Source organism: Ureibacillus sp. MALMAid1270 (assembly GCF_049202975.1).
Taxonomy (GTDB): Bacteria; Bacillota; Bacilli; order Bacillales_A; family Planococcaceae; genus Ureibacillus.
In genome coordinates, this window is the sequence record NZ_JBMIRP010000011.1 from 1 (window position 1) to 12,724 (window position 12,724).

The window sequence follows — 12,724 nt, forward strand, 5'->3', positions numbered from 1 at the left end:
TACCAAGAATCACAATTTTTCTAATGTATTGAAGATAATTTCTTCAAGCTTTGTAGTATTGTAGGTTGATTCAATCATTGCTTGTATATATTCATCTTGTTGCAGCTCATTGTAATGCCACATGTACCCTTTTGCTTGGGCACAATTTTGAATAAATATCCGAATTGTTCTGCCATTGCCTTCTCGAAATGGATGGAGCATGTTTAATTCTGCTTTGAAGTAGGCTATTCGTTTTGCAGCCTCTTTAGTTGTCAGCCATTCTGATTCATTTTCAAGATGTTTAAAAATTTCTTTAGCCATAGTTTCTATGAACTGAAACTGACAGAATCTTGTATTACCCTTTGTTAATTGGACATTACGCACCTCAACAGCAAAAGTATATACATCTTGAAATAAGTGATGGTGTAGTCTAACTAAATCATTAAAAGTGAACCCCTGTACTTTATAAATCCCTTGCTCAATTTGAAAAGATCGAATGAAAAAAGCGTACTGCTCAATCTTTTCAAGTTCAACAAAATTTTCAACTTTTTGAACACTATGAGAAAGTAAAACTGTATCTTCTTCATCAAAATTATACTTTCCCATTATTCAACACGTCTCTTATTAGTTTCGGCGTTATTGGTTGGCCTGAATTCACCACTTCTATTGCCTTTTTAGCAATTATAAGATCTACCTGAAAATTTTCCAAAGTTAAATTTTTTTCAACTCGTTTGTACTCGATGGAATCCACTGTTATTTTCTTCATTTTTCTCCTCCCGCCAAGTCTAATTTCTTTTTATAGAAAAAAACAGCTTAGATTATTTAATAACCTAAGCTGTTGTTACTCATTTATGGAGACGGCGGGAGTCGAACCCGCGTCCAGAAACTCCAATACTTAAACGTCTACGCGTGTAGTTTGCCTATTTACATTTCATGCTGCATTATGCCGACAAACAGGCGTCCTGAGCACTAACTTGGAAATCTCTTGACGGTGACTCAAGTGGCACCACCGACCGTATCCCACTAAAGTTGAGCCCCACGTTCTCTACATGGGCGATAGAGAGGCAGAGCGCTACGAGACTAAGCTGCGTAAGCTAAATTTTGTTGTTTGCCAGTTATTATATAACTTCCGTTGATGACGGAGCCGAGACCTCCGACGCGCAGCTCAAGCTTGAACCATCCCTGTCGAATCCGTAACGTCCCCTTTATATAAAAGGGTCATGGCCTAGACCATGTACGGCAGTGACGCATTTAAGCATCGAACTTACTTACTAACTTACTGGCTGTATGAACATTATACCTCTCAAAACAGTAGATTTCAAGACATCTTCCCTATGTATCTCTTGGAGACATTACATAAACTTGCCTTGGAAAGTTAACTAAAATTTCCGCGCAACTTTTTGCATAATCAAATCTTGCATTCTGCCGAAATTGATATAGGACATAATCAAAATTATGCGCATTTGCACTTAATTCCGGTTATGTCGTATCTCGAAGTCGTCTGAGAGCATGATGCGACATCGAAATAGGTTTCTTTTTTCAAAAGCGCATTTCCGATTTTATTTACTGTTGTTTCGCCTTAAACGCACGCTCCATCTCACGTTTTGCTTCTTTCTTTTTCATATCATTACGCTTGTCGTAATCTTTCTTCCCTTTACCTAAGCCAATTAATAGTTTGGCATAGCCATCTTTAATGTACATTTTTAATGGAACGATAGTATAACCATCACGCTTCACGGCACCTAGTAATTCTCCGATTTGCTTTTTATGAAGCAATAGTTTTCGTACACGTAATGGATCGTGATTGAAACGATTTCCTTGCTCGTATGGACTAATGTGCATGTTGTAAATCCATGCTTCTCCATTTCTAATTTGAACGTAGGAATCTTTCAGCTGCACTTTACCAGCACGGATGGATTTGATTTCTGTACCTTGAAGAACCATACCTGCTTCGTAAGTTTCTTCTATAAAATAGTCATGGCTTGCTTTTTTATTTTGGGCTAAAACTTTCCCTGTCCCTTTTGCCATAAAACACACCTCACACAAATCAATTAGAAAAACAGAGACCTGCGCCCCCGCTTTTCTTTGCGGATTGCCAAAAGCCTCAAACTTTCCCAATCCATCAACACGAGAAAGGCTGTGTAAAAATTACTTTACTGAACTTGCTTTAGAAAGCAACTTTTTTACAGCCTATCCAACGATTTTTTATTCTTTTACTATACAATATCTCGCGAAAAACTACGAGTTATCTTTTCTTCTTTTTCTTTTTCCCTTTTTTGGCTACGCCTTCGTAAAATCTTTGCTTTTGTTTTACTTTGCGTTCGCCAGGTTTCTTATCGTCTCGCCGACGTCCTGGGCGACCATCTTCTTTTTTATCTTTTTTGTCACCACGGCCACCGCCACTGCGACCTGCATGAATTACTTTCGGTGCAGCTTTTCTCGATCTACCTGCGTGAGATTTCACCATACCGACAACTTCAAAGTCAACAGACGATTCTTCAATGACTACATTTGTTACGCGTACTTGGACTTCATCCCCAATACGGAATATGCGACCAGTATGCTCACCAACCATGATCATTTGACGGTCATCGAAACGGTAATAATCGTCTGTCATGTTGCTAATGTGGACTAGACCTTCAACCGTATTTGGTAACTCAACGAAAATACCGAAGTTCGTGATGGAAGATACCATACCCTCGAATTCTTCGCCAATTTTATCAGACATGAATTGTGCTTTTTTCAATGCATCTGTATCACGCTCCGCATCAACAGCACGGCGTTCACGATCAGATGTGTGGTCCGCAATTTCATCCATTGCTTGCGCCCATTTAAATATTGTCTCCTTAGAAACGTCACCCTGTACTAAATAAGTTCGGATTAATCGATGAACGATTAAGTCTGGGTATCGACGAATTGGCGATGTGAAATGCGTATAATAATCCGTTGATAAACCAAAGTGTCCGATTGATTCTGGATAATATTTTGCTTGTTGCAATGAACGAAGTAACATCGTAGAAATAACCGGTTCCTCTGGTAATCCTTCAATTGCCTTAATAATTTCCTGCAACGCTTTTGGATGTACTGAATTACCAGTCCCTTTCACCACTAATCCAAAATTCGTAACAAATTCAAAGAATCGATTTAACTTTTCAGGTTTTGGATCTTCGTGAATTCGGTAAATAAACGGTACATTCATCCAATGGAAGTGCTCTGCAATCGTTTCATTCGCTACTAACATGAACTCTTCAATAAGACGTTCAGCTGTTCCACGTTCACGTAACACGATGTCAATAGGCCATCCATCTTCATTTACCAATACTTTCGACTCTTTAAAGTCAAAGTCAATCGCACCACGTTCAAAACGTTTATTGCGTAGAACTTCCGCTAATTCTTCCATATCCTTAAACATCGGAACAAGTGGTTCATAGCGTTCGATTAAATCTTTATCTTCGTCGACTAAGATTTTATTCACATCGGAATACGTCATACGCTCCGTTGTTTTAATAACACTTTGGAAGATTTCGTGCTCAACGACATGCCCATTTCGATCAATAATCATTTCACAAGATAATGTTAGACGGTCCACTTGAGGATTCAATGAACAAATCCCGTTCGATAATCGATGCGGAATCATTGGAATTACTCGGTCTGTTAAATAAACACTCGTACCGCGCTCATATGCTTCTCGGTCAAGTAAAGAACCTTCGCGAACATAGTAACTTACATCGGCAATATGTACGCCGAGTTTATATTTACCATCTTCTAATTTTGTAACCGTAACAGCGTCATCTAGGTCTTTCGCATCGGCGCCGTCAATCGTAACGATCATTTCATTTCTTAAATCACGGCGACCTACTAGATCATCTTCCGAAATCTCATCTGGCACTTGAGCTGCTGCATCAACAACTTCTTTCGGAAATTCTGGTGGGATACCGTGTTTGTAAATGATTGATAAAATATCGACACCTGGATCATTTTTATGTCCAAGGATTTTCGTAATAATCCCTGTTGCGGATTTGATTTCACTTGGCCAGTTTACAATTTCAACAACTACTTTATGGCCATCCACTGCACCAAGAGAGTCTTCTTTTGTAACGAAGATGTCCATGTTAAGTTTTTTATCGTCTGGAACAACAAATCCAAATCCACGATTCGCTTGATACGTTCCGACAAAGGTTGTTTGACCACGTTCGATTACTTTTGTAATTGTACCTTCTCTTCGGTCCCCTGAAGATTCTTTTAATACGCGAATTAAAACGATATCGCCATTGATCGCACCATTGATTTCATGTGGTGGGATGAAAATATCATCCATGCCTTCCTCTTCAGGTGTTACAAATCCGAATCCTTTTGCGTGTCCTATAAATTTCCCACGCAATAAATTCATACGTTCTGGCAATCCATAACGGTTTGAACGAGAGCGTACGACGTAGCCCTGATCTTCCATGCGGACCAATGTTTTGATTAGTTCTTTAAATTCATCGGCATCTTCTAGTCCAAGTAGTTCTTCTATTTCATCTACTTTTAGCGGTTTGTAGTCCTCTTCTTTCATGAGGTCTAACAGTCGCTGTTGTAGTTCATTTGTTTGAGCCACTACTTTCCCTCCTTTTTGTAAAGCGAATCTCTTTGTTAGGTATACTTTAGTTTTTACTGATTCAAACTATTCATTCCAGTCAAGTGAATCTAAAAATTTTAAGATGGTTTCGTGAAGTTCACCTTTTTCCTTGTCGAGCGTAATGACATGACTAGAATGCTCAAACCAAACGATTTCCTTCTTTAAGGATTCCACTTCATCGTAGATAATATGAGCAGACTGTGGGTCAATTACTTCATCGTGAGTCGATTGAATAACCAAAATAGGTGTATAAATCATGTCTAATTCACTGCGAACATCTTTGATTAGTTTCTGTAGCTCTGGAAGTGATGGCATTCCTTTTTTTCGAATTTCCTCCACTTCTTGTTCTGCTTGAGCCTCATCTATTCCATCAAAACGTTTGTATTCTTTCGCATATTTAAGAACACCTTCAAACATTTTGTCAGTCGTTCTCATCGACATTGGTGAACACATCGTGATGATTCCTTTGAGCTCTGTTTGCATGGCAAGTTTTAATGAAAATACGCCACCTAATGAAAGGCCAGCAACTGCAATTTCCTCGTAGCCTTCTTGTTTCAGCGTTTCATATCCTTTAAGAACATCTTCCCACCAATCAGATGGCGATGTTTCGATTAATTCTTCTGGTGGAACACCATGCCCTTTATAATGTGGCGCATGACAAGTATATCCGTTCTTTTCAAGGAATCGTCCTAACATACGGACATCCGACGAACTGCCAGTAAAACCATGTAATAACAATACCGCCCGTGGGCCAGCCTTATAGAAAAATGGTTCGATTTTTATTTTACGCAAAATGCAAATCCTCCAAGAATTTCTTAAGTTGTATTTGTGAAACACTTGACGTGTCAATTTATGAGCAAACTACATAATATTTCCTCAGTTTTATTATAAATGAAAAAGCCTAACCATGCTCGGCTAGGCTTTTATTATTTTTAACTATTGAGTATTTTATTTCAAAATTATAGTTTAACTACTAAAAGAGCTAAAATAAAGAACAAAACTGCAAGTACGATTGTCGCTCTATGTAAAACTAAATCTAAACCTCTTGCTTTTTGTTTCCCGAACAGTTGCTCAGCTCCACCTGAGATGGCTCCTGATAATCCTGAGCTTTTACTAGATTGTAATAAAACAGCAACAATTAATGCCAAGCTTACGATGATCAGTAATGTAACTAATAACGTATGCATAAACTCCACCTCCTGAAATCGAAACTTCACAACAAAATACAGTATACCAAAATAAGTCTATTATGACAATAAACAATTCGTTTCTGCTATTATTGAGTACTTGTTTCTTTAGTATAACTGGATTATTTATTTTATTCTATATTTTTAGTGAAATTTGGGATTTTTTTGTGGTTTCTTAATACTAATGAATGAAATGTTTTTCACTACTGAAAATAATATGATATTCTCTGCAATTCGTTTATTTTTTTTGTAAATTTAATAGACTTTTTATCTATTCTTTCAGAATATTATTGATATTCCGAATCCACTTCACTATAATAATGCATACCAAATTAATAAAAAGGTAGGTTACATATCATGAATGCACTACAAAAAATAGGAAAATTCGCAGGGGACACATTTGCTATCTGGGTACTACTTGCAGCTGGTCTTGCAATGTGGACACCTGAAAACTTTACATGGCTTGCCCAGTACATCACTCCATTATTAGGGATCGTCATGTTCGGTATGGGAATGACGTTAAAACTGAATGACTTTAAATTAGTAGTAAGGTATCCAAAAGGCGTATTTATCGGTGTAATCGCTCAATTCGTTGTAATGCCATTACTTGCATTCGGATTAGCAAAACTATTCCAACTTCCTCCTGAATTAGCTGTTGGGGTAATTTTAGTAGGATGTTGTCCAGGTGGTACATCATCGAACGTTATGACTTTATTAGCAAAAGGGAATACAGCTTTGTCAGTAACAATCACTTCCGTTACGACTTTATTAGCACCAATCATGACACCTGCATTAATCTACTTCCTTGCAAGTGCATGGTTACCAGTTGATTTCATGGCAATGTTCATGTCAGTAGTACAAGTTGTATTAGTTCCGATCGTTCTTGGAGCAATTGCTCAATTCTTCTTTAGACCAATCGTTTCTAAAGCAGTTGACATTCTTCCAGTAGTATCTGTTATCGCGATCGTATTAATCGTTGCCGCTGTAGTAAGTGGTAGCCGTGATCGAATTATTGAATCTGGTTTATTCATTTTAGCGATCGTTATTTTACACAACGGTTTAGGATACTTAGTAGGATATGGTATCGGTAAAGTATTCAACTTAAAATATGAAGATAAAAAAGCAGTTTCAATCGAAGTTGGTATGCAAAACTCTGGTTTAGGGGCTTCCCTAGCAACAGCTCACTTCCCTGACCCAATCACTGCAGTACCAAGTGCAATCTTCAGCTTCTGGCACAACATCTCAGGTCCAATCTTAGCGACTTACTGGTCAAGTAAAGCAAGCCGTATGGTGAAAGCTGCTGGAGATGGCGATGGCGATGGCGATGGCGGTGGCGGTCAAGTTGAGAAAAAAGTAGACGAAAAAGAAAAAGTGAACGCGTAAATTTGCGTTTTGCATAGGTATGGCTGCCCCAAATTACAAGTTTGGGGCAGTTTTTATTTTTGGGTTTCATTTCCTGATTATTGATTTTATTATAGTAGGTAGGAGGAGGTGAGACGGACGGTGATATTGTTGGAGCGAACTAGACCAAATAAATTAGCAATGTTAGAGGCTTTACTTTTGCGACTCTACCCTGATGATCCAGACTTCACATATTTTAAAGAATCTTACTATCGACAAGTAGCTGGTTACGAGGGTGAAAATCGGGTTGACCGAGAATGGTTTGATATGTTGAATCTAGGTCCTCATTATTTACTTTTCAATTACGAATATGAAAATGAACTTGGTAATCCACACCAAATAGATACCCTATTGCTTACGACTAAATTTATTCTGATTGTTGATGCGAAAAATGTTTCTGGGCAAGTTGATATCGATGAATATAAACACCAAATGTTAGTGACAAAACCAGACGGATCTCTTAAAAGTTATTCAAACCCGATCGATCAAGTCAAGCGACACTCCCAGCATCTGAATAGTTTGTTGAACCAGTTCAAAATTCCCCTTCCAATTGCTATGGCAGTTGTCTTTTCAAATCCTGCAACCATCATTGGTAATGTCCCCAAAAACTTTGCGATATTCCATGCTAGCGGTTTGAGATTCTATGTCTATAATCTCTTATCAAACTATCCAGAAACACTTTCTGAGAAACAACTGAAAAAACTCTCATCACTGATTCTATCTAAATTAAAGCGAAAAGAAGTTAGGCCAACTATCTCTTTGTCTCGCATTAGAAGAGGTGTACTCTGTGAAATATGCGATTTCAAAGTTCAAATGATCTACAAAACCGGAAATTGGCAATGCCCTAAATGCGGAGTACGAAACAAAAATGCCATACGCCGCGCTTTGAACGACTATCGGTTATTGATAAGTGATAGGATAACAAATAAAGAGTTTCGGGAGTTTTTTGATGTTGAGTCTATTGATGCAGCTTCAAAATTATTAATAAGATTGAATTTAAAAGCTTTTGGAGAAAAACGAGGGAGATATTATATAATTCCTGAAAATATTTATAGCAAATAATGAAATTTGTAATACGAGAATCAATTCTATTGGAATGATTCTCTTTTTTATTTTAGTAGAGAATGAAAGATTATACTGCTTGTGTTCTGAATAGTGACTGTGTGGCGAATATTTATTCCATTTTAGCGAATATCTTATCTGGTTCAACCTGATTCTGACTGGATGGCGAATATTCTCTTGATTTTGGCGAATAACTCTTACATTCTGGCGAATACTTGTTCATTTTTGGCGAATATCTTATTTGATTCAACCTGATTCTGACTGGATGGCGAATATTCTCTTGATTTTGGCGAATAACTCTTACATTCTGGCGAATACTCGTTCGATTTTGGCGAATATCTGAAGCTCAGATTATTTCAATCACGTCTCCCTGTTAAAGCTGCCCCCATTTTCACACAAAAAGGACCTCTTTCCTAAGAAAGAGGTCCACAAATCAAGACAAAACCCGATTACTTCTTAATATTATAAAACGACTTCAACCCTAAGTACTGTGCAGTTCCGCTTAGTTGGTCTTCGATGCGTAATAATTGGTTGTATTTCGCAACGCGGTCTGTGCGGGATGGGGCACCAGTTTTGATTTGGCCTGCGTTTGTTGCTACTGCGATGTCGGCGATAGTTGCGTCTTCAGATTCACCAGAGCGGTGAGAGATTACTGCAGTGTAGCCTGCACGTTTTGCCATTTCGATTGCGTCTAAAGTTTCTGTTAAAGTACCGATTTGGTTAACTTTAATAAGGATTGAGTTACCTACGCCTTGTTCAATACCTTGAGATAATTTAGTTGTGTTTGTTACGAATAGATCGTCACCTACTAATTGTACGCGACCACCGATGCGCTCAGTCAACAGCTTGTGACCAGCCCAGTCGTTTTCATCTAATCCGTCTTCAATTGAGATGATTGGATACTTAGATGTTAACTCTTCGTACCAAGCAACCATTTCTTCAGAAGTTTTCACAACGCCTTCACCAGCTAAGTGGTATTTGCCGTCTTCTTTATTGAATAACTCAGAAGATGCAACGTCCATTGCTAATTGAACTTCTTCGCCTGGTTTGTAACCTGCACGCTCGATTGCTTCTAAGATTACAGTGATAGCTTCTTCGTTAGAACCTAGGTTTGGAGCAAATCCACCTTCATCACCAACAGCTGTATTGTAGCCTTTTTCTTTAAGAACTGCTTTTAAGTTGTGGAAGATTTCAGCACCGATACGTAATGCATGGCGGAAGCTTTCTGCACCTACTGGCATAACCATGAATTCTTGGATGTCTACGTTGTTATCCGCATGTGCACCACCGTTTAAGATGTTCATCATTGGAACAGGTAGTTGTTTTGCATTTACCCCACCAAGGTATTGATATAAAGGTATATCTAAGTAGTCAGCAGCAGCATGTGCAACAGCTAATGAAACACCAAGGATCGCGTTTGCACCAAGTTTACCTTTATTATCAGTACCATCAAGTTCGATTAAAGCTTTGTCGATTACTACTTGATCTAGTACAGAGTAGTTTCCTTCTAATTCATCAGCGATGATTGTGTTTACATTTTCAACTGCTTTTAAAACACCTTTACCAAGATAGCGAGATTTGTCGCCGTCGCGTAATTCAACTGCTTCGTATTCCCCAGTTGATGCACCTGATGGCACGATTGCGCGTCCAAATGCGCCTGACTCTGTAAATACTTCAACCTCTACTGTTGGATTACCGCGTGAATCTAATACTTCGCGAGCATAAACTTGTGTAATAAATGGCATTGTTTTCAAGTCTCCTTATTAATCAATTTTATTATGACAATAAAATATCGTCTTTATCATATATTTAATGGCAATAAAGCCTAAAACCCTAATTTTCCCCTCAATAAACCAGCAGAATTCCGGACGGACAAGCTCTATCGCCAAATTCCAAATAAAAACCTACTTCACTACTTCAAACAATGGCTTCCCTGTCATCTCTTCCGGCTGTTTCAAACCTAACAATTTCAGCATTGTTGGTGCAAGATCGGCTAAAATTCCACCTTCTCGAATCTCAATGCCTTCCTTCGTCACGATCACCGGAACTGGGTTAGTTGTATGAGCTGTCATCGGCTCTCCTTCTAAAGTTACTACCTCGTCGGAGTTCCCGTGGTCAGCTGTAATAATTGCAGCGCCGCCTTTTTCTAAAATGGCGTCCACTACTTTACCTAAGCATTCATCAACTACCTCTATTGCTTTAATCGTCGGTTCTAGCATACCGCTATGTCCTACCATATCAGGGTTAGCAAAATTTAAGAGAATCGCGTCGAATTTGTCGGCTTCGATTTCAGCAACAAGTGCTTCTGTTACTTCGTAAGCACTCATTTCTGGTTTCAAATCGTAGGTTGCTACTTTAGGTGAAGGAATTAAAATTCGCTCTTCACCAGGGAATTTTTCCTCACGTCCACCACTCATAAAGAAAGTAACATGTGGATACTTCTCAGTTTCAGCGATGCGAAGTTGTGTTTTACCACTTCTTGCAATCACTTCACCGACAGTATTAACTAAATCAATATTTTCAAACGCCACAAGTGCATTAACATCCGCACTATAATGTGTGAATGAAACGAACGATAAATTCTGTGGATGTTTTTCAGAAAGTTTAAAGCCAATGAACTTGTCGTTTGTGAAAACAGTTGATAATTGGATTGCACGGTCTGGACGGAAGTTGAAGAACACAACCGCGTCATTTGTGTCAACCGTAGCAACTGGTTTCCCTTCCTGCGTAATTACAAAAGGAATGACAAACTCATCGTTTACTTCACGACTGTAGGAGCTTTCGACACCAATTTTTGCACTAGGAGCAGTTTGCCCGATTCCATCTACAAGTGCATTGTAAGTTAACTGAACTCTCTCCCAGCGTTTGTCGCGGTCCATTGCATAATAACGACCGTGGATTGACGCGAACTTACCAACGCCGATTTCATTCATTTGCTTTTCTGTTTCTTCGATATATTCAAGTGCTGTAGTTGGTCCAACATCACGGCCATCTAAGAATCCATGTACATACACTTCGTCTAACTTATGTTGTTTCGCAAGTTTCAATAAAGCAAATAAATGCTCGTAATGACTATGTACACCACCATCTGACAACAAGCCCATCAGATGTAGTTTTGAATTGTTTGCTTTTACGTGTTCGATTGCTTTTAGGAACTTCTCATTTTTGAAAAAGTCACCTTCACGAATCGATTTATGAATTCGTGTAAGACTTTGATAAACAATACGGCCTGCGCCAATGTTTAAGTGTCCTACCTCAGAATTTCCCATTTGACCATCCGGTAACCCAACAGCCTCACCACTAGCTGTTAACGTTGAATGCGGAAATTGGTTCCAATAACGATCAAAATTAGGTTTCTTTGCTTGTGCTACAGCATTTCCAAACTGTTCGTCACGGAAAGCAAAGCCGTCTAATATAATTAATGCTACGGGTTGTTTAGGCATTGCCGCCGCCTCCAATTATAAATTAATTCAAATCCAAAACTTGAAATCCGAACCCACTCAGCTGACAATTTAGCCGGCCGACATCACCACGCGAACTTCACGCTTATTTTATTCACCAATTGCATTTCTAACTAAAGCTAAAAACGACTCTTCTTGTAAGCTTGCACCACCGACTAATGCACCGTCGATATGTTCTTTTGATAAAAGTTCACGGATATTTTCCGGTTTCACGCTTCCGCCGTATTGAATGCGAATCGCTTCTGCACATTCTTTACCGAATAATTCTTCGATTTCTTTACGAATGACTCCACATACTTGATTCGCATCATCTGCTGTTGCTGTTTTGCCTGTTCCGATTGCCCAGATTGGCTCGTAAGCAATTACAGTATGTTTAACTGCCTCTGCTTCAAAGCCGTTTAGTGCAGCTTTAATTTGGCTACGAACTTTATCTTCTGTTTGATTTGATTCGTGTTCTTCTAATGTTTCTCCACAGCAAATAATTGGGACGATTCCATTAGCTAAAGCTGCACTCACTTTTTTATTCACTGCTTCATCTGTTTCATTAAAATACTGTCTACGTTCTGAGTGGCCCAGAATGACATAATCAGTATTAATAAAAGCTAGTTGTTTAGGACTGATTTCGCCTGTATAGGCACCTTCATTTTCATAATGCATGTTTTGTGCACCAATTGCTAAATCGGTGTCACTTGCTATGTCAATTAAAGTAGGTAGATATAAGGCTGGAGCACAAATCACTGTATCTACATCAGATGCGGTAGGAATTTGATCTCGTACTGATTCAACAAATTCAGCTGCTTCTTGAATCGTTTTATACATTTTCCAATTCCCTGCAATAATTGGTTTACGCATGAACGTCTCCTCCTTATTTATCAATAGACTCTCGGCATTCGCCGAGCTTTGTGGTTCAAGGATTTTCCTCAAACCAATTTATTTCATCCCTCCTATTTTAGGTGGGATTTTTTAATGTTCATTTTTTTAAAACTGGAAATTAATTATCAAAATATTTTCACGAA

11 protein-coding genes and 1 other RNA gene are annotated in these 12,724 nt (G+C 38.6%); 2 read left to right on the forward strand and 10 right to left on the reverse strand.

Annotation, left to right across the window (positions count from 1 at the left end; all coding sequences use genetic code 11):
• Positions 1–9: 9 nt before the first annotated feature.
• From ACOQFO_RS00730 to secG, 7 genes are all read right to left on the reverse strand, one after another.
• On the reverse strand, positions 10–585 hold the full coding sequence (locus ACOQFO_RS00730; protein WP_421687813.1) for a Fic/DOC family protein: 576 nt from the start codon (positions 583–585) through the stop codon (positions 10–12).
• Positions 572–745 (reverse strand): hypothetical protein, encoded by a 174-nt coding sequence (locus ACOQFO_RS00735; RefSeq protein ID WP_421687814.1) that lies wholly within the window; start codon positions 743–745, stop codon positions 572–574. Before ACOQFO_RS00735 ends, ACOQFO_RS00730 begins: the two co-directional genes overlap by 14 nt.
• 83 nt (positions 746–828) lie before the next feature.
• Positions 829–1,183: a transfer-messenger RNA gene (ssrA, locus tag ACOQFO_RS00740) on the reverse strand.
• A gap of 359 nt (positions 1,184–1,542) precedes the next feature.
• Positions 1,543–2,007 carry an SsrA-binding protein SmpB gene (gene smpB, locus ACOQFO_RS00745; RefSeq protein WP_421687815.1) on the reverse strand — a complete coding sequence of 155 codons (465 nt, stop codon included), beginning with the start codon at positions 2,005–2,007 and terminating at the stop codon, positions 1,543–1,545.
• 217 nt (positions 2,008–2,224) lie between these two features.
• A complete protein-coding gene (rnr, locus tag ACOQFO_RS00750) occupies positions 2,225–4,534 on the reverse strand; it encodes a ribonuclease R (RefSeq protein ID WP_421687822.1) in 2,310 nt (769 codons plus the stop codon).
• A gap of 108 nt (positions 4,535–4,642) precedes the next feature.
• Positions 4,643–5,392 (reverse strand): alpha/beta hydrolase, encoded by a 750-nt coding sequence (locus tag ACOQFO_RS00755; RefSeq protein ID WP_421687823.1) that lies wholly within the window; start codon positions 5,390–5,392, stop codon positions 4,643–4,645.
• 164 nt (positions 5,393–5,556) lie between these two features.
• The gene (secG, locus tag ACOQFO_RS00760; protein WP_421687816.1) at positions 5,557–5,784 is read right to left on the reverse strand and encodes a preprotein translocase subunit SecG; all 228 of its coding nucleotides are present in this window, start codon (positions 5,782–5,784) and stop codon (positions 5,557–5,559) included.
• 357 nt (positions 5,785–6,141) lie between these two features.
• Between secG and ACOQFO_RS00765 the strand changes: the two genes are divergently transcribed.
• Together ACOQFO_RS00765 and ACOQFO_RS00770 are read left to right on the forward strand one after the other, a co-directional pair.
• On the forward strand, positions 6,142–7,167 hold the full coding sequence (locus ACOQFO_RS00765) for a bile acid:sodium symporter family protein (RefSeq protein WP_421687817.1): 1,026 nt from the start codon (positions 6,142–6,144) through the stop codon (positions 7,165–7,167).
• 120 nt (positions 7,168–7,287) lie between these two features.
• Entirely contained in the window at positions 7,288–8,247 is a 960-nt protein-coding gene (locus ACOQFO_RS00770) for an NERD domain-containing protein (protein WP_421687818.1), read from the forward strand.
• A gap of 449 nt (positions 8,248–8,696) precedes the next feature.
• Here the strand turns inward: ACOQFO_RS00770 and eno are convergent, their stop codons facing one another.
• The 3 genes from eno to tpiA form a co-directional block, all read right to left on the reverse strand.
• Complete coding sequence (gene eno, locus ACOQFO_RS00775) at positions 8,697–9,992, reverse strand: phosphopyruvate hydratase (protein ID WP_421687819.1); 1,296 nt, start codon at positions 9,990–9,992, stop codon at positions 8,697–8,699.
• Between the two features lie 159 nt (positions 9,993–10,151).
• The gene (gene gpmI / locus ACOQFO_RS00780; RefSeq protein ID WP_421687820.1) at positions 10,152–11,690 is read right to left on the reverse strand and encodes a 2,3-bisphosphoglycerate-independent phosphoglycerate mutase; all 1,539 of its coding nucleotides are present in this window, start codon (positions 11,688–11,690) and stop codon (positions 10,152–10,154) included.
• A gap of 108 nt (positions 11,691–11,798) precedes the next feature.
• Positions 11,799–12,560: a triose-phosphate isomerase gene (gene tpiA / locus ACOQFO_RS00785; RefSeq protein ID WP_421687821.1), complete on the reverse strand. Its 762-nt coding sequence runs from the start codon at positions 12,558–12,560 to the stop codon at positions 11,799–11,801.
• Between the last annotated feature and the right edge of the window lie 164 nt (positions 12,561–12,724).

Excerpts from the sequence above, each read along its gene's own strand:
- ACOQFO_RS00730 (WP_421687813.1), bottom strand. The coding sequence starts at position 585 with ATGGGAAAGTATAATTTTGATGAAGAAGATACAGTTTTACTTTCTCAT.
- secG (WP_421687816.1), bottom strand. The coding sequence starts at position 5,784 with ATGCATACGTTATTAGTTACATTACTGATCATCGTAAGCTTGGCATTA.
- eno (WP_421687819.1), bottom strand. The coding sequence starts at position 9,992 with ATGCCATTTATTACACAAGTTTATGCTCGCGAAGTATTAGATTCACGC.
- gpmI (WP_421687820.1), bottom strand. The coding sequence starts at position 11,690 with ATGCCTAAACAACCCGTAGCATTAATTATATTAGACGGCTTTGCTTTC.
- ACOQFO_RS00735 (WP_421687814.1), bottom strand. The coding sequence starts at position 745 with ATGAAGAAAATAACAGTGGATTCCATCGAGTACAAACGAGTTGAAAAA.
- tpiA (WP_421687821.1), bottom strand. The coding sequence starts at position 12,560 with ATGCGTAAACCAATTATTGCAGGGAATTGGAAAATGTATAAAACGATT.
- ACOQFO_RS00765 (WP_421687817.1), top strand. The coding sequence starts at position 6,142 with ATGAATGCACTACAAAAAATAGGAAAATTCGCAGGGGACACATTTGCT.
- rnr (WP_421687822.1), bottom strand. The coding sequence starts at position 4,534 with ATGAAAGAAGAGGACTACAAACCGCTAAAAGTAGATGAAATAGAAGAA.
- smpB (WP_421687815.1), bottom strand. The coding sequence starts at position 2,007 with ATGGCAAAAGGGACAGGGAAAGTTTTAGCCCAAAATAAAAAAGCAAGC.